The organism is Rhizobium viscosum, assembly GCF_014873945.1.
GTDB classification, from domain to species: domain Bacteria; phylum Pseudomonadota; class Alphaproteobacteria; order Rhizobiales; family Rhizobiaceae; genus Rhizobium; species Rhizobium viscosum.
On the sequence record NZ_JADBEC010000002.1, the window covers coordinates 46,032 to 63,376 of the forward strand.

General features: G+C 59.6%; 15 protein-coding genes. 10 read left to right on the top strand and 5 right to left on the bottom strand.

Going from position 1 to position 17,345, the window contains the following annotated elements; all coding sequences use genetic code 11:
* The first annotated feature begins 212 nt into the window (after positions 1 to 212).
* Positions 213 to 2,018 carry a sensor domain-containing diguanylate cyclase gene (locus tag H4W29_RS21225; RefSeq protein ID WP_192730864.1) on the top strand — a complete coding sequence of 602 codons (1,806 nt, stop codon included), beginning with the start codon at positions 213 to 215 and terminating at the stop codon, positions 2,016 to 2,018.
* 26 nt (positions 2,019 to 2,044) lie between these two features.
* On the opposite strand, the gene H4W29_RS21230 is transcribed toward H4W29_RS21225, so the two are convergent.
* From H4W29_RS21230 to H4W29_RS21245, 4 genes are all read right to left on the bottom strand, one after another.
* Positions 2,045 to 2,242 carry a hypothetical protein gene (locus tag H4W29_RS21230; RefSeq protein ID WP_192730865.1) on the bottom strand — a complete coding sequence of 66 codons (198 nt, stop codon included), beginning with the start codon at positions 2,240 to 2,242 and terminating at the stop codon, positions 2,045 to 2,047.
* Positions 2,243 to 2,384: 142 nt separating this feature from the next.
* A complete protein-coding gene (locus H4W29_RS21235) occupies positions 2,385 to 3,404 on the bottom strand; it encodes a quaternary amine ABC transporter ATP-binding protein (RefSeq protein WP_192730866.1) in 1,020 nt (339 codons plus the stop codon).
* Positions 3,397 to 4,284, bottom strand: a complete 888-nt coding sequence (locus H4W29_RS21240) for an ABC transporter permease (protein ID WP_192730867.1) — start codon at positions 4,282 to 4,284, stop codon at positions 3,397 to 3,399. The genes H4W29_RS21235 and H4W29_RS21240 overlap by 8 nt, the downstream gene beginning before the upstream one ends.
* Positions 4,285 to 4,389: 105 nt before the next feature.
* A complete protein-coding gene (locus H4W29_RS21245; protein WP_192730868.1) occupies positions 4,390 to 5,388 on the bottom strand; it encodes an ABC transporter substrate-binding protein in 999 nt (332 codons plus the stop codon).
* 489 nt (positions 5,389 to 5,877) lie between these two features.
* Here H4W29_RS21245 and H4W29_RS21250 point away from each other — a divergent pair, with 489 nt between their 5' ends.
* The 9 genes from H4W29_RS21250 to H4W29_RS21290 all read left to right on the top strand — a co-directional run bounded on the left by H4W29_RS21250 (position 5,878) and on the right by H4W29_RS21290 (position 15,687).
* A complete protein-coding gene (locus H4W29_RS21250; protein ID WP_192730869.1) occupies positions 5,878 to 6,666 on the top strand; it encodes a GntR family transcriptional regulator in 789 nt (262 codons plus the stop codon).
* A complete protein-coding gene (kduI, locus tag H4W29_RS21255; protein WP_192730870.1) occupies positions 6,656 to 7,492 on the top strand; it encodes a 5-dehydro-4-deoxy-D-glucuronate isomerase in 837 nt (278 codons plus the stop codon). Before H4W29_RS21250 ends, kduI begins: the two co-directional genes overlap by 11 nt.
* 5 nt (positions 7,493 to 7,497) lie before the next feature.
* Positions 7,498 to 8,253: a 2-dehydro-3-deoxy-D-gluconate 5-dehydrogenase KduD gene (gene kduD, locus H4W29_RS21260; RefSeq protein WP_192730871.1), complete on the top strand. Its 756-nt coding sequence runs from the start codon at positions 7,498 to 7,500 to the stop codon at positions 8,251 to 8,253.
* 87 nt (positions 8,254 to 8,340) lie between these two features.
* Positions 8,341 to 9,024 carry an amino acid ABC transporter permease gene (locus tag H4W29_RS21265; RefSeq protein ID WP_192732746.1) on the top strand — a complete coding sequence of 228 codons (684 nt, stop codon included), beginning with the start codon at positions 8,341 to 8,343 and terminating at the stop codon, positions 9,022 to 9,024.
* A gap of 8 nt (positions 9,025 to 9,032) precedes the next feature.
* Entirely contained in the window at positions 9,033 to 9,686 is a 654-nt protein-coding gene (locus H4W29_RS21270) for an amino acid ABC transporter permease (protein ID WP_192730872.1), read from the top strand.
* Positions 9,670 to 10,398 carry an amino acid ABC transporter ATP-binding protein gene (locus H4W29_RS21275; RefSeq protein ID WP_192730873.1) on the top strand — a complete coding sequence of 243 codons (729 nt, stop codon included), beginning with the start codon at positions 9,670 to 9,672 and terminating at the stop codon, positions 10,396 to 10,398. The genes H4W29_RS21270 and H4W29_RS21275 overlap by 17 nt, the downstream gene beginning before the upstream one ends.
* A 110-nt stretch (positions 10,399 to 10,508) precedes the next feature.
* Positions 10,509 to 11,303, top strand: coding sequence for a transporter substrate-binding domain-containing protein (locus tag H4W29_RS21280; RefSeq protein WP_192730874.1), 795 nt, complete (start codon positions 10,509 to 10,511; stop codon positions 11,301 to 11,303).
* 187 nt (positions 11,304 to 11,490) lie between these two features.
* Positions 11,491 to 15,132: a hydantoinase B/oxoprolinase family protein gene (locus tag H4W29_RS21285; RefSeq protein ID WP_246517395.1), complete on the top strand. Its 3,642-nt coding sequence runs from the start codon at positions 11,491 to 11,493 to the stop codon at positions 15,130 to 15,132.
* Between the two features lie 24 nt (positions 15,133 to 15,156).
* Positions 15,157 to 15,687: a winged helix DNA-binding protein gene (locus H4W29_RS21290; protein ID WP_007825617.1), complete on the top strand. Its 531-nt coding sequence runs from the start codon at positions 15,157 to 15,159 to the stop codon at positions 15,685 to 15,687.
* A gap of 129 nt (positions 15,688 to 15,816) precedes the next feature.
* On the opposite strand, the gene H4W29_RS21295 is transcribed toward H4W29_RS21290, so the two are convergent.
* Positions 15,817 to 17,331, bottom strand: a complete 1,515-nt coding sequence (locus H4W29_RS21295) for an ABC transporter substrate-binding protein (protein WP_192730875.1) — start codon at positions 17,329 to 17,331, stop codon at positions 15,817 to 15,819.
* Positions 17,332 to 17,345: the final 14 nt, after the last annotated feature.

Sequence of the window (17,345 nt, forward strand, 5' to 3'; positions counted from 1 at the left end):
GCCGGATCAGTTATACAAAACTGATTGATTGAGACCATTCGATATCGACTGCACCGGGCTTGCGATTGCCAAGAGTTATGCCCGCGGCTACGCAATTGCGCAGCTATTGCTCGATTCAGATTTTCAGCTTTTTGGCAAGCCGTATACTGCGACAGTTTTATGTTAGAAGTTTCTTTAATTCCCCTTCAATCCGATTTCGTTATCATGGCCATATGAGAATAAGCACCATTACGAACTGGGCGTATGGCATAACCGTGATCCTCACGGCGCTTTCGGCTGTTGCTTTCATCATGTCGTCCCGCAGCGCCGAGGACGAGCGGCGTGCAGTTGAGGAACATCTCGCTTTCGATTCGCTGACCGAACAGCTTGAGATGGGTGCCGAAGTCTCCAGCGATGAAGCAAGGCTCTACGTCATGCGCGGCGAACAGCGTCATCTTGATGCCTTCAAGGCGGACGAGGAGGCCGAACGACGACATGAAGCCGCGGCCGAGCAGATTGCGGCAAGAGACACATCCGTCGTCGAGCGGAATATTCTCGAGGACATAGTCAAACAGGCCGAGGCACTTGACGCGGTGGAGGCAGCCGCTGTCGATGCCTTCCAGAAGGGAGACAGGCAGGCAGCGCAACAGATGCTTTTCGGGCCGGAGCATGAGCGGTTGCAAACTGCCCTCCTGGGGTCGGCCGCGCATCTGCGCGACGTCACGGCGACACGCACGGGAGCCGCGCTCGACGATGCACGCCGGCGCAGCAATCAATGGAGCCTTGTCGCCAAGATCATGCTGTCGATGACCGGCCTGCTCTTTCTGGCCGTACTCTATTTTATCCTCCGGCGTCGCGTGGCCATGCCTCTCGTGCGCATGACGGGCATCGTTACCCGGCTCGCCAAGCAGGATTATGCGGTCGAGGTCCCTGACGACCACCGCCGGGATGAAATCGGCGAGATGAACGAGGCCATCCAGATCTTTCGCGAAAACGGGCTTGAGCGTGAGCGCCTGGATGCGGAGCGACGGGCTGACCAGCATACCAAGGATCTCATCCTGCAGATGATGCATCGCCTTCAGGCCTGTGAAAATCAACATGAACTGGCCGATGTCGTTGCGCGCTTCGCGCCACAGATCTTTCCAGGCATTGCCGGAAGTCTTTATATCCTCAACGAGGAAAAGTCCGCTCTCGCGCAAGCCGGCACGTGGCTGAAGCCTGTCAATGCGCAGATCGCCTTTCCGGCCAATGCCTGCTGGGCTCTGCGGCGCGGCCGCCCGCATTTGAGCGGCACTGGCGACGGCGATGTGTCCTGCCAGCATGTCGAGGGGAGTGGTGTTGCTACCTCCTGTTTCCCGTTGACGGCACAGGGCGACATGATTGGTCTTCTTTATCTCGAGGAGCGTCACGGGCAGACGCCGGTGCTGGATAATGTTCGTCTCTATCTGGAGTTGATCGCCGAGAACATCGGGTTGGCGGTCGCCAATCTGCAGTTTCGTGAAAAGCTGACCGATCTTGCCATCCGCGATCCATTGACCGCGCTCTTCAATCGCCGTTTCCTCGACGATACGCTGCAGCGGCGTGGGCGCGACAATGGCGAAGAGCCGCTCACCTGTCTGATGATCGACATCGACCACTTCAAGCGTTTCAACGACCAGTTCGGTCACGATGCCGGCGACATGGTCATGCAATATGTCGGGCAGATCCTGCGTAGTGCTGTTGTCGATATCGGCAACGCATTCCGTTTCGGCGGGGAGGAATTTACCGTTCTGCTGCCTGACTGCAGCGAAGAAGATGGTTTCGAATTCGCTGAAAAGCTGCGTGCGCAGATCAGTGGGGCAGCACTTTCACACTCAGGTCAGATCATCGGCACAGTGTCGGTATCAATCGGTGTGGCGGTATCGCCTGCAGAAGGCGCAGTCGATACGCTGGTGAGCCGCGCCGACGCGGCCCTTCTCGACGCCAAGGCCAAAGGCCGCAATAAAACTGTTCTTGCAAGCAGTTTGAACGGGCCACCGCAGGAAACGCGACGCGCCTGATATTAGAAAAAGTGGCGATACGCCGATCAGTTACCGACGACGCCATGCGGCGCATGTTCGGCTATCTCGCGGGCTGCGCCATAATCGCGCTCGTGGGCGGAGCGGAAGCGATGTTCGGTGCGGCCGGTCAGATCATGATAGCGGTCGGTCATGCCGTCGGCATAGGTGCCGGTATCAGCGTCGAAATCTTCATTCGACGGCTTGATCGAGAAAAATTTGAACATTTTCAGGGTCCTCCACAGCGTGCTGTCAACATCCGGACGTGTCGTTCGGTTCCTTCCATCAGATGATTATAATGAAAAAATTAACCATGTTTAAACAAACGGCATGTGTTTGAGGCGCATGCCGCCTGATTGCTTAAGATTTTTATGCCTGATGCAAAAGCAGCGCCAGCAACTGTTGCAGCGAAACACCGCCCAGCGGCTGACCCTCCTGTGATATGACAGCGGCAGAGGAGACGTCGGCCCGCGACATTTCCCGCAATGCTCCTTCGATATCCATATCTTCGCAAAGCTGCAGCTGGCTTTCGACCGAGACCTGCTTCGCGACGGCTCCAATCTTGATGACCCGGCCGCGATTGACCTCCTTGACGAAGGCGGCGATGTAATCATTGGCAGGGTTGAGGACGATTTCGGCCGCCGAACCCTGCTGGATGACCTCGCCATCACGCAAGATGGCGATTTTCTCCCCGAGCCGGAGAGCTTCGTCGAGATCGTGGGTGATGAAAACGACCGTTTTCTTCAGGTCCTTCTGTAGATCGAGGAGGACGGTCTGCATGTCCACGCGGATCAGCGGATCGAGCGCAGAATAGGCCTCATCCATCAGCAGGATTTCGGCATCATTGGTGAGTGCCCGCGCGAGCCCGACACGCTGCTGCATGCCACCGGAGAGTTGGTTCGGATAGTGCCCATCAAAGCCCTCCAGGCCGACGCGCTTGATCCAGGCATTGGCCCGTTCCTCACGCTCCGCCTTGGCAACGCCCTGGATTTCCAGACCGTAGACGGTGTTCTGCAGCACGTTGCGATGTGGCAGCAGGCCGAAACGCTGGAAGACCATGGCGGTCTTCCGACGGCGGAATTCGCGAAGCTGCAAGGCATCCATGCGACAGACATCCTCGCCGCCGTAGAGGACTTCACCCGATGTGGGATCGATCAGCCGGTTGATGTGGCGGATCAGCGTCGATTTGCCGGAGCCGGAAAGACCCATGATGACGGTGATCTTGCCGCCGGGGATGGTGATGTTGATGTCTTTCAGCCCCAGCACATGACCGTGCTCCTTGTTGAGCTCGGTCTTCGACATGCCCTTGCTGACGGCGTCCACATAGTCGCGCCCGCGCGGACCGAAGATCTTAAAGAGGCTCCGGATCTCGATGGAATTACTAGCCATGCACGATCTCCCGGTGCTTCTGGAGCCGCAGACCGTAGGCCTGGCTGATCCGGTCGAAAATGATGGCAATGCCGACGATTGCGAGACCGTTGAAGACGCCGAGGGTGAAATACTGGTTGGAGATGGCCTTGAGAACAGGCTGGCCAAGCCCTTGGACACCGATCATCGAGGCAATGACCACCATGGCGAGCGCCATCATGATCGTCTGGTTGATGCCGGCCATGATGGTCGGCAGCGCCAGCGGCAGCTGGACGTTGCGAAGCTTCTGCCAGCTCGATGAACCGAAGGCGTCTGCTGCCTCCAGTACATTCTCGTCCACCATGCGGATGCCGAGATTGGTGAGGCGGATCATCGGCGGCAGGGCGTAGATGACGACGGCAATGACGCCGGGGACACGGCCGATGCCGAGAAGCATGACGACGGGGATCAGGTAGACGAAGCTCGGCATGGTCTGCATGACGTCGAGGATCGGATTGACGATCCCCTGCATCCTGTTGGATCGCGCCATCAGGATGCCGAGCGGTAGTCCGATCACGATCGAGAGCACGGTACAGACGAAGATCATCGACACGGTCTTCATCGTATCCTGCCACATGTCGAAATAACCGATGACAAGAAGCGTCAGAACACAGCCGATGACGACCTTCCAGTTGCGGCTGGCAAACCACGCAATGGCGGCAAAAGCAATCAGAATGACCGGCCAGGGTGTGCCGGTCAGTAGCCGTTCGGCCCATATGAGAAAACTTTGCAGCGGGCTGAAGGCAGCTTCGATGCTGTCGCCATAGGCGCGGGTGAAGGCGCGAAATCCTTCATCCACGCTCTTCTTCAGCTCGCGCAGCGTGTCGTCGTTCATTGTCGGAAATTTCCAGAGCCAATCCATACCGGTCCCCAAAATAGATAGTGGCGGCGGCCGATTGTTATTTTGGCCGTCGCGCCGAAGGATTGTCTGGGCAGCGGCGAGGCTGCCCATGTCGTGTCTGAGTGATTAGAGCGAAGCCTTGATCTTTTCGGCGGCTTCCGGCGAGACCCAGTCCTTCCAGAGAGGCTCGTTGTTCTTCAGGAAGTATTTGGCGCCGTCTTCGCCGGTTGCCTGGTTGTCCGTCATCCAGGCGATCAGCTTGTTGACGGTGTCGTTGGTCCAGGCACGCTTCTTCAGGTAATCGATTGCAGGGCCGCCGCGATCGGCAAAACTTTTGCTGATCAGCGTCTGCACATCGTCGGCCGGCCAGGCATTCGGCTTGGGATCGGCGCAATCGGCAATCGAAGTGCAGCGCTTCCATTCGGCCGCGTCATATTCCGTGCCGTATCCAAGCTTGACCATCTCATATTTGCCGAGCAGCGAGGTCGGTGCCCAATAATAGCCGACCCAAGCCTGCTTGCCTTCGTAGGCCTTGGCGATCGAGCCATCGAGACCTGCGGCAGAACCGGTATCAACGAGCGTGAAGCCTGCTTTCTCAGCATCATAGGCCTTGAAAAGCTGTGCGGTCACGACAGTGCCGCCCCAGCCCTGCGGGCCGTTGAAGACGGCACCCTTGCTCTTGTCTTCGGGGGCCGGGAAGAGCTCCGGATGTTTCAGGAGATCGGGGATGGTCTTGATATCGGGATGGGCGTCGGCGATGTATTTGGGGATCCACCAACCCTGTATCGCGCCGTCCGAGAGGATCTTGGCGCCCTCGACGACCTTGCCGCCTTCAAGGCCGCGCTTGACCAGCTCCGGCTGCAGGCTGACCCAGGCTTCCGGCGCGACGTCCGGCTCTCCCTTTTCCGCCATGGAGGTGAGTGTCGGGACGGTGTCGCCGCTGACGATTTCCGCCGTGCAGCCATAACCTTCCTCGAGGATCAACTTATCGAGGCTCGCAGCCACTTCTGCCGACTGCCAGTTCATGCTTGCGATTGTGATATTGCCGCAATCGGCTGCAAAAGCGCCTCCGCTCGCGAGCATGGCGCCAGCTGTGAGAATGGTGGATGCCAAAAGTACTTTCATTTTTTTGTTCCCTCTGGTCGCGGTGCATCCTGAACCCGGCCGCCGGCGGCACCGCGCGCCGACCCCTGCATTGAGCCTGCTTTAGGGCCGTAACGGCCATTCTGGTTACGCCAAAAAATGGCGCATTAGAGCCTTCTTTCAATGCTGTCTTAAATACGGCGTCGCTGACGGCACAATGGTGTGGGCTAGTCGCGCCTCGGTTGCGCTTTTCATTCGAAGAAGTCATCGGCTAGGAGCTCGGTCCACCACTCAAATGCGGCAGACGGCTGCCCGAGAATTGCGTCGAATAGACCGCGTCGACACCCTCGTCCTCTGTACACTTGGCAGCTTCCCATCTCGGTCTCGTTTTCCACAGCCGGAAAAAACGGCTCACTGACGCGCTTGCTAGAAGTTGGATACTAATATACTACTTTCTCGTCGGGCCGAGCGGAGGCGGTTCTTGATGATTTCAAACTTTCGATTCCTGATCTGCTTCTTGGAAGGAATGCGATGAACTCGCCCTCTGGAATCGTGCGCAAGAAGCGCTCCCTGCAAGGGGTCACGATGCTTTCGCATCAGCGGGCGGCCGCCCCTCGGGCAGCGACGCTGGTCTATAATGCGCTTCTCGATGACATTGTCTCGCTGCGTCGCAAGCCAATGGAGCTGCTGAACGAGAAGGAACTCGAGGCGCAATTCGGCGTCAGCCGCACGCCGATCCGTGAAGCCATCATCCGACTTGCCGATGACGGCCTCGTCGACGTCTTTCCGCAATCGGGCACCTTTGTCTCCCGCATTCCGCGTCGCGCGCTTTACGAAGCGATCCTCGTGCGCAAGGCGCTGGAGGACACGACGGTTTCAATGGCGGTCGAGAAGATGACGCCGGCCGGTCTTAGGGCGCTGGAACGCAATCTTGCCGATCTTGATGCCTGTCACCGCGAAGGTGATGTCGCGGCCTTCCATATCATCGACAATGATTTCCACCAACTCATCAGCACTATCGCCGGCTTCCCCGGCATCTGGGCAATCATCCAGCAGGTCAAGGTTCACAGCGATCGTTACCGCCTGCTGACGCTGCCGCAGCAAGGCCGCCTGACGCGCGTCATCGACGAACATGCAGCCGTGATCGATTGCATGCGGACGGGCGACAAGGATGGCGCAAAGGCCGCCATGGAGTTCCATCTCGGCAAGCTGCTGCACGAGGTCGAAAAGGCCGAGATGCTCGACCCAGCCTATTTCATTGAGGATGCCCCGCAGATGGTGGCCTCCGGAGGAGAGAAGGATAATTCCAATGCAGATTGACGTGCGACACGCCTCCCATCCCGAAGCTGTCAAGGGTTTCGATACGGAAACCCTGCGGCGTCACTTCCTGGTCGAGGCGGTGTTTGTGCCTGGCGACATCCGGCTCACCTATTCCCACTATGATCGCATGGTAATCGGCGGCGCTGCGCCGCTCGGGGCGGCTCTCGCGCTGACCGCGCCAAAGGCGATTGGCCAGGAAACGTTTCTGGCCGAGCGCGAGCTCGGCGTGTTGAATGTCGGCGGCGCCGGTCGCGTGATCGTCGATGGCACCAGCTACGCTCTGGCGAAGTACGATTGCCTCTATGTCGGCAAAGGCGCCGTCGACGTCAGTTTCGAAAGTGCCGATGCCGGCAGTCCGGCAAAATTCTACCTGGTTTCGACGCCCGCTCATGCCAGCCATCCGACGGTGCTCTTGACGCGTGACAAGGCTCGGCACCTGACGCCGGGCGAGGCGGCAACCGCCAACAAGCGTTCGATCTACCAATATATTCACCCGGAGGTCTGCCAGTCCTGCCAGCTGACCATGGGCTTCACCAGCCTCGAGACCGGCAGCATCTGGAATACCATGCCGAGCCATACGCATGACCGGCGCATGGAAGCCTATCTCTATTTCGACCTCGATGCCGACCAGCGCGTCTTCCATTTCATGGGCGAGCCACAGCAGACACGTCACATGCTCGTCGCCAACGAGCAGGCGATCATCTCGCCGCCCTGGTCGATCCATTCCGGCGCCGGCACGAAGAACTACAGTTTCATCTGGGCGATGGCCGGCGACAACAAGAGCTTTACCGATATGGACCATATCGCAATCGGCGATCTGAGGTGACAGCGATGCAGGCCCTTTTCGATCTCTCCGGCAAGACGGCTGTCGTCACCGGTGCCAATACCGGCATCGGGCAGGGCATTGCGGTCGCACTGGCCAAGGCGGGTGCCTCTATCGCCGCCGTTGGTCGCTCATCAATGGACGAGACGGAGGCGCTGGTGACGGCAGTGGGCGCGAAGTTCCACGTCATCAAGGCGGATCTCGGCACGATCGAACCGGTCAAGCCGATCGTCGCGGAGACACTGGAGCGCTTTGGCGATCTCGATATTCTCGTCAACAATGCCGGCATCATCCGCCGCGCTGACGCGATCGACTTTACTGAGGCGGACTGGGATGCGGTGATGGACGTCAACCTGAAGACGGCCTTCTTCCTGTCTCAGGCAGCAGCACGCCATATGCTCGAAAAGGGCCGCGGCAAGATTGTCAACATCGCTTCGCTCTTGTCCTTTCAAGGTGGCATTCGCATTCCGTCCTACACGGCTTCGAAGAGCGGTCTGGCGGGACTGACGCGGCTGCTCGCCTGCGAATGGGCCGGCAAGGGCGTGAACGTCAACGCGATCGCGCCCGGCTATTTCATCACCAACAACACGACGGCGCTGCGCGAAGATCCGGATCGCAATGCGAGCATCCTTTCCCGCATTCCGGCTGGCCGCTGGGGTGAGCCCGGCGATATCGGCGGTGCCGCCGTGTTCCTGGCGTCGTCAGCATCCGACTATGTACACGGCACGGTTCTGCCCGTCGATGGAGGCTGGCTGGCGCGCTGACGCGACAACCGAGAAGGGACATGACGTCTTCCTATGGGAAGACGAGGTCGCGTCAGTGGAGTTGGCGTGGCCGGAATGGAGGAGGACATGCAGTACCAGTTCGATTTTTCGGCCTTGCTGCCCTATTGGAGCGATTTCCTGTCGGGCGCGCTCGTCACGATCGAGATTACGGTCTTTTCGGTGATCATCGGTCTGCTGATTGGCGTTGCCTGTGCGATCGCCCGCCGCTCGACCATCGGGCCGCTACGTACCCTCGTCAGCACCTATGTCGAGGCGGTGCGTAACACGCCCTTCATCGTGCAGATCTTCTTCATCTTCTTCGGCCTGTCCTCGGTCGGGATCCGCCTGCCGATCATCGCGGCGGCCGTCTTCGCCATGGTTATCAACGTTGGCGCCTATACGGCCGAGATCGTGCGGGCCGGCATGGATTCCATCCATCCGAGCCAGATCGAGGCGGCTGAAGCGCTTGGCCTGTCGAAGCTGCAGATCTATCGCGACATCATTCTCCTGCCGGCGATCGAGCGGGTTTATCCTGCGCTTTCCAGCCAGTTCATCTTGATGATGCTATCGACCTCGATCGCGTCGCAGATCTCCGCTGAGGAACTGACGGGCGTCGCCAACAACATCCAGTCGAACACGTTCCGATCGCTCGAAACCTATATGGTCGTCGCTGTCCTCTATATCGCCATCACCTATCTGATGCGGGCCGGCTTCTACGGCCTCGGTCTCATCGCTTTCCCGCGCCGTCGCCGGCTCGGCACGTCGCTCTAGAGGTCGCCATGCTCGGTGGGTTTTCCTTCAATCACCTGATCTATCTGCTGGATGGTCTTGTCTGGACGGTGGTTCTGTCCGCGCTCGCCTTCCTGCTGGGTGGCGTTGCCGGCTTCTTTGTGATGCTGTGCCGCATCTCGCGCTTCCTGTGGCTGCGCCGCGCGGCCCTCATCTATATCCAGATCGTTCAGGGCACGCCGCTCCTGATCCAGATGTTCATCCTCTATTTCGGCCTTGGGGTCATCAACATCTCCGTGCCCCCGCTAGTCGCAGCCGGCCTCGGTATGATGATCTATTCGAGCTCCTATCTCGGCGAGATCTGGCGCGGCTCGGTCGAATCCATCTCGCGCACGCAGTTCGAGGCGGCCGAATGTCTCGGCCTGACGCGCTGGCAGGCGCTGCGCGATGTTATCCTGCCGCAGGCGTTGAGGATCGCCACGCCGCCGACGGTCGGTTTCCTCGTCCAGCTCGTCAAGAACACCTCGCTCGCCTCTGTCGTCGGCTTCCTGGAGCTGACCCGCGCGGCGCAGGTCATCAACAACTCCCTGTTCCAGCCCTTCCTGGTCTTCGGCATAGCAGCGCTTCTCTATTTTGCTCTCTGCTACCCGCTGTCGGTCTGGAGCCGCTCTCTCGAGAGGAAGCTCAATGTCGGTCGCCGTTAAACTCACCAATGTCGTCAAGCGCTTTGGCGCGCTGGAGGTGCTGAAGGGCGTCTCCTTCAAGATCAATTCCGGTGAAGTCGTGGCTCTGATCGGCCAGTCCGGCTCCGGCAAGAGCACTGCGCTGCGCTGCATCAACCGGCTGGAGACGATCCAGGACGGCTCGATCGAGGTCTGTGGCCACCGTGTCGAGGATCCAAAGCTTGATCTCAGGACATTGCGCCGAGATATCGGCATGGTCTTCCAGAGCTACAATCTCTTCCCGCATATGACGGTCGCTGAAAACATCATGCTGGCGCTTCGCCGCGTGAAGGGCATGCGCAAGGACCAGGCCTTCGAAATCGCCAGGCAGGTACTCGCCAAGGTCGGTCTGTCGGAAAAGATCGATGCCTATCCGGAGCAGTTATCCGGCGGCCAGCAGCAGCGTGTGGCGATCGCCCGCTCGCTCGCCATGCAGCCGAAAGTGATGCTGTTCGATGAGGTGACCTCTGCTCTTGACCCGAAACTGACGGGTGAAGTGCTGCGCGTCATGGAGGATCTCGCCCGCGGTGGCATGACGATGATCGTTGTCACCCATGAGATGGGCTTTGCCAAGCGCGCCGCCAACCGCGTCATCTATATGCACACGGGCAAGGTCTGGGAGACGGGTGGCGCCGAGATCCTCAGCAATCCGCAGACGCCCGAGCTCAAGGAATTCATGGCTGCAGAGCTTTAGACCCCGCGGGCTGCGGGAGGAAATTGCCTGTCCCGGATGAGCTGGCGCAGGTTTCAGAGGAGGCCCGACAAAGAGCGGGCGGAGGCAATCAGGTAGAGGAGACTTGGAGTATGCCGAAGACAATGATTTCGAAACTGGCACTGTTGGCGGGCGCTGGCCTGCTGGCGCTGGCAAGCGTTGCCCATGCCGATGTGCTCGACAATATCAAGAAGGCTGGCAAGGTTCGCATCGCGGTCGCGATGGGCATTCCGGAATATTCCTTCGTCGATGAAAACCTGCAGCCGTCGGGTTCCGATATTGAAACGGCCAAGTTGATCGCCAAGGACCTTGGCGTCCAACTCGAACTGGTAGAGATTACCAATGCCGCCCGTGTTCCTTCTGTCCAGACCGGCAAGGCCGACATGGTCGTCTCTTCACTCGGCATCACCGAAGAGCGCAAGAAGGCGATTGACTATTCCGTTCCCTACGCAACACTGGCTCTCGTTGTTGCCGCACCGCCGAGCGTCGAGGTCAAGGGATATGCCGATCTTGACGGCAAGCGCATCGGTGTCACCCGCGCCACGACCAATGATCAGGACATTACCGCCAACGCAAAAGGCGCCAATATCGTCCGCTTCGAGGATGATGCAACGCTGATCACCTCGGTCGTTTCTGGCCAGGTCGATATCCTCTCCAGCCAGTCCGCCGTCATTAACGGCATTAACAAGAAGATGGCCGACCATCCGCTGCAGGTGAAGTTCACGCAGAAGGAAACCAACCTCGGCATCGGTATTCCGAAGGGTGAAGCCGGCCTCAAGACCTGGCTCGACCAATGGGTGAAAACCAATTTCGACAACAAGGTACTCCGCGATATCTATCGCAAGTACCACAATGCCGAACTGCCCGACGATCTCACTTCGCGTTGAGTGGATAGCGGGACCAGCGCCTGAACGCGCATTCCTTATTGCTGGCAATCCTTGCGCCGCGGCTCTCGGGCCGCGGCGTTCGATTTCGTATGCTCCACCCTCTATCTATGCATCGATGCTGCCTCCACTTGGTTTTCTGTAAAACATTGACGATTTGTCGATAATTTATTAATGACATGGGAAACGGATGGCGGAGGCGATTTTGTCGGGCATTGGCGCTGGTAGCTGGGACTTCTGGATCGATCGTGGGGGCACCTTCACGGATATCGTCGGGCGCGACCCATCCGGTGCCCTGCATGCCCGCAAGGTGCTCTCTGAGAACCCGGAGGCGTATCGCGATGCTGCCGTCCATGGGATCCGTCTGCATCTCAGCCTGACCGCGGCTGAACAGATCCCGGCCGGAGTGATCGGGGAAGTGCGTATGGGCACGACTGTCGCCACCAATGCGCTTCTGGAGCGCAAGGGCGAGCCTCTGGCGCTGGTGACGACGAAGGGTTTCCGTGATGCGCTCCGCATCGGCTATCAGGAGCGCAAGAAAATCTTTGCGACCGAGATCATCAAGCCGGAAGCGCTCTATCAGGATGTGGTCGAGCTGGATGAGCGCGTGCTGGCCGACGGTACCGTCGAGGCAAATCTTGATGAAGCTGCGACCGAAGCAGCGCTCCGCGATCTGCGCGCCAAGGGCTATCGCGCTGTCGCCATCGTCTTCATGCATGCCTACAAATATCCGGCGCACGAGGCGGCCGTCGCGAAGATTGCCCGCGCCATCGGTTTCGAACAGGTTTCTGTCAGTCACGAAGTCTCGCCGCTGATCAAGCTGGTCGGCCGCGGCGATACGACCGTTGTCGATGCCTATCTTTCGCCGGTGCTCGGCGGCTATGTGCGTCAGGTCTCGGACGAGCTCGATGTCGCGAGAACAGGCGCTCGCGTCATGTTCATGATGTCTTCGGGGGGGCTTACGGCGGCCGATATGTTCCAGGGCAAGGACGCGATCCTCTCCGGCCCGGCCGGTGGTGTTGTCGGTCTTGCCAAGACCGGCGAGCAGGCGGGCTTCGGCCATGTAATTGGCTTTGATATGGGCGGTACTTCGACTGACGTCGCGCATTTCGACGGCGATTACGAGCGGGCCTTTGAGACGGAGGTTGCCGGCGTACGTGTTCGCGCGCCGATGATGCTCATCCATACGGTGGCGGCCGGTGGGGGCTCCATCCTGCATTTCGAAAGCGGCCGTTTCCGTGTTGGGCCAGATTCCGCCGGTGCCTTCCCAGGCCCTGCCTGCTATCGCAATGGCGGGCCGCTTGCAGTGACCGATGCCAATGTGATGGCCGGTAAACTGCTGCCCGATTTCTTCCCGGCGATCTTCGGCCCGAACCAGGATCAGCCGCTCGACGTCGACACGGTGCGGCAGAAATTCGTCGAACTGGCAGCCGAGATCGGTGACGGGCGCAGCCCGGAAGAGGTGGCTGACGGTTTCATCCGCATTGCCGTTGCCAATATGGTCGAGGCGATCAAGAAGATTTCCGTCCAGCGCGGTTATGATGTGACGCGTTATGCGCTCAACTGCTTTGGCGGCGCCGGTGGCCAGCATGCCTGCCTGGTCGCCGATGCGCTCGGTATGAAGAGCATCCTGCTGCATCCGATGTCCGGCCTGCTCTCTGCCTATGGCATGGGCCTTGCCGATATTCGCTCGGCCCGCCAGAAGGCGCTCGGCGTGCCGTTGGATACGGATGCGCCCGCTGCGATTGCTACGCTTGGCAGGGAGCTGCAGGGCGAGTGCCGGCCGGCGCTGGTGGCGCAGGGCGTCGAGACCGAAAAGATCAAGACGGCGCTGCGCGCTCATATTCGTTATGCCGGCACCGATACGCTGCTCGCCGTCGAGGTATTGTTCCCGCAGGATGACGACGCGGCGCGGCTGCGCAGGGAATTCGAGATCCTGCATAAGCGCCGCTTCGGCTTCGTCGCCGAGGACAAGCCACTGGTCGTGGAGGCCGTCGAGGTGGAATGCATCGGCGGTGCGGCCGCCGAAATCGACGTTGATCGTGGCAAAGCGGGTGAGGGCGAGGCTTCGCCCATCCGGCGAACCCTGTTTCATTCGCAGGGCGAAAGTCATGATGCGGCGGTCGTCCTGCGCGACGGTATCCTTCCCGGCCAGACCGTGACGGGGCCGGCCATCATCATCGAGCCGAACCAGACCATCATCGTGGAAGATGGCTGGCAGGCGACGCTGACGGTGCGCGACCATATCGTGCTGACCCGCATCAAGGCCCTGCCGGAGCGCACGGCAATCGGCACCAAGGCTGATCCGGTCATGCTGGAGATCTTCAACAATCTCTTCATGTCGATTGCCGAGCAGATGGGTGTCACGCTGCAGAACACGGCCTATTCCGTCAACATCAAGGAACGGCTCGATTTCTCATGCGCGGTCTTCGATGCGGACGGCAATCTCGTTGCCAATGCGCCGCATATGCCTGTTCACCTCGGTTCCATGGATGCGTCTGTCGCGACCGCCATCCGCGAAAATCCGATCATTCATCCGGGCGACGTCTTCCTGATCAATGCACCCTACAATGGCGGCACGCATCTGCCTGATCTCACGGTCTGCACGCCCGTCTTCGACGATGCCGGCGCGCGCATCCGTTTCTGGGTGGCGAGCCGCGGACACCATGCCGATATCGGCGGTATCTCGCCGGGCTCGATGTCACCTCTCGCGACGCATATCGAGGAGGAGGGCGTCTATATCGACAATTTCAAGCTGCTCGATCGCGGCAAATTCCGCGAAGACGCTCTTGCGGACTTGCTCACCGGTGCGCGTTATCCGGTGCGCACGCTGGCGCAGAACGTCAACGACCTGAAGGCGCAGGTTGCTGCCAATGAAAAGGGCGTGGCTGAGCTCAAGAAGATGATTGCGCTGTTCGGCGAGGACGTGGTCGATGCCTATATGGGCCATGTGCAGGACAACGCCGCCGAAAGCGTGCGTCGTGTTCTCGACCGCCTGCCGGACGGCGAATTTTCCTATGAGATGGATCAGGGCTGCAAGATCGTCGTGAGGATTTCCATCGATCGGGAAAAGCGCGAGGCGACGGTCGATTTTACCGGCACATCTGCCCAGCGCCCCGACAATTTCAATGCTCCGGCGCCGGTGACGCGCGCTGCCGTGCTTTATGTTTTTCGCGTTCTGGTCGAGGCGGATATTCCGATGAATGCCGGCTGCCTGCGGCCGATCCGTATCGTCATTCCCGACGGCACCATGCTGACGCCGGCCTATCCGGCTGCCGTCGTTGCCGGCAATGTCGAAGTCAGCCAGGCCGTGACCAATTGCCTGATTGGTGCCGTCGGCGCCATGGCCGCAGCCCAGGGCACGATGAACAACCTGACCTTCGGCAACGACAAGTACCAATATTACGAAACCATCTGCTCCGGCGCGCCGGCAGGCCCGGGCTTCAACGGTGCGGATGCCGTGCATACGCACATGACCAATTCGCGCCTTACTGATCCGGAAATTCTGGAGAGCCGTTTCCCCGTTGTGCTCGAGGATTTCCATATCCGGCCAAACTCCGGCGGTCGTGGACGGTGGCATGCCGGCAATGGCACTCAGCGCACGATCCGTACGCTCGAGAAGCTGGAATTTGCCGTTCTCTCCGGCCATCGCCGCGTAGCGCCTTTTGGCCTGAAGGGAGGCGAGGACGGGCAGACTGGTCGCAACTATGTTCGACGAAACGACGGCACGATCGATGAGTTGATTGGTGCCGCACATACGGTGCTGGAGGCGGGTGAAGCCTTTACTGTCGTCACGCCAACAGGCGGCGGATACGGACCGAGAGATGCCTGAGTATTTGGGATGAAAGGGCTTTCCATGGAGAAATCGAAAGACCAAAAGGCGCCCCGTGACCTTATTGTCTCGTCGGCCCATCTGGCGCTCGGCAGTTCGCCGGCTCTCTCGGAGCTTGAATACGGGTCGGTCCTCTTTTCCCACGCTTTCAATCGCTGGATGGTACGCTGCATGGCGGCTGCTGGGGTGCCGAGCCTGTCGCCGGTGGAAATACTGATCATTCACTCGGTCCGCCATCGCGACCGGCCGAAGACATTGTCCGACCTTTGCCTCGTGCTCGATATCGAAGACACGCATGTTGCCAACTACGCGGTGAAAAAGCTTGATGCAGCCGGCCTCGTCAAAACCGGAAAATCCGGCAAGGAAAAAGTCATCCAGGTCACCGACAAGGGCCTGGAGGCGCTGACGCGTTATTCGGAAATCCGCGAGCGGCTTCTGGTCGAGGCGACGAAAGTGTCGGGACTGTCGCAGGACGATCTGTCCAGCATCGCCTCCCATTTGAGAGCTCTTTCGGGCTATTACGAGCAGGCGGCGAGATCAGCGGCAACCTTATGATCGAAACGGTCGAGAGCAGAGACGCCGCCTTTCTCTCCGCTCTCTAACCAGCGTCCGTCGGCATTTCCGCTCTCTCGTCAAAAGCGTGCCCCGCCCTTCAAAAGCGGAGTACGCTAGCGAGACCCTGGCTCAGTTCTTGACCGTGTCTTCCAAGAAGAAGCGACCGAGCGGGTTCTGATAGAAGTTGTCGATGTTCTTGCGCGCCACGTTGATATAGGGGCTGTAGTAGAGATCAATCCAGTTGACGTCGTCCTTCGCCATCTTCTGCAAGTCGATATACATCTGCTCGCGCTTCTTGGGATCGAGTTCCAGGCGGGCCTTGGCGACCAGCTCCTTCACCGCTTCGTTCTTGTAGTTGGTCAGGTAGTTGTTGTTGGAATCGTGGCCGAGCACGAAGGTCGTCTTCTGGTCCGGGTCGAGAATGTCGTTGGTCCAATAGTTAACCGAGATGTCGTAGTCCCCGGCAACCGTCATGTCCCATTCCTGGCTGGGGTCGACCTTCTGCAGGTTGGCGGTGATGCCGGCCTTGGCGAGCTGCTGCTGCACCAGCACGGCCGTCTGTTCATCCACCTCGTCGCCGGCGCGGATCAGGTAGTTCAGCGTCAGGTTGGAGACGCCGGCATCGGCGAGCAGCTTCTTGGCCTTATCAGGATCATAAGGACGCTTCAGGTTGTCGGAGTAATAGTAGAGAGCGCCCTTCGGAATGTAGGAATTGGCAACCGTGCCCTGACCGAAGGTAACGGCATCGACGATTGCCTTCTTGTCGATTGCAAGATCGAGTGCCTGGCGCACTTCCTTCTTGCCGAGATCGCCATGCGCATGGTTGATCAGCAGGTGATCTTCACGCGTCGAAGGGTCGATCAGCACGTTGAGGCCGGCGTCCTTCTTCAGCTCCTCGACGCGTGAGAAGGGCACGAAGATGGCGGCATCGAGCTGGCCTGCCTGCACATTCAGCATGCGGGTATTGTCGTCGGGCACCGAGATCCATTCGACGCCGTCGAGCTTCACGCGGTCGGCCTGCCAGAAGTTCGGGTTCTTCTTCAGGATGACGCGGTCGCCGCGCCGCCATTCGTCGACGACGAAGGCACCGGATGCGATCGGCTTTTCGCCGTAGGCTTCGGCACCCATGGATTCGATGCCCGCCTTGGAGATGACGGATGCGTTCGGCAGGGCGAGCGTCGAGAGGAAGGGAGCGGACGGATTCTTCAGCTTGATTGTCAGCGTGTGCGGGTCGGTGGCAATGGCGGTGTCGATCACCTTATAGGAATCGCTCCAGAGCGAACCGGCGTCATCGCGGATGCGCAGCAGGCTGAAGGCCGCGTCTTCCGCCGTCAGTGGCGAACCGTCAGAGAATTTCGCGTCGCGGATCTTGAAGACGTAGGTCAGGCCATCGTCGGAGACGGTCCAGCTTTCGGCAAGGCCGGGCTCCAGCTTGGTGCCGGTCTTGTCGACGCGGATGAGCACGTCATAGACGTTGGAGAAGACCCAGTTGTCGATGTTCTGGGCCGTCTTGATCGGATCGAATGTCGTCGAATCCTCACGGCGGCCGATGGTGAGCACGCCGGCGGCTTCGGCGTAGGATGCGCTGAGCGTCAGGCCCGCAAGAAGCGCTGCAAGCCCGATTGATTTCCATCTGGTGATCATGCGTTCGTTCCCTT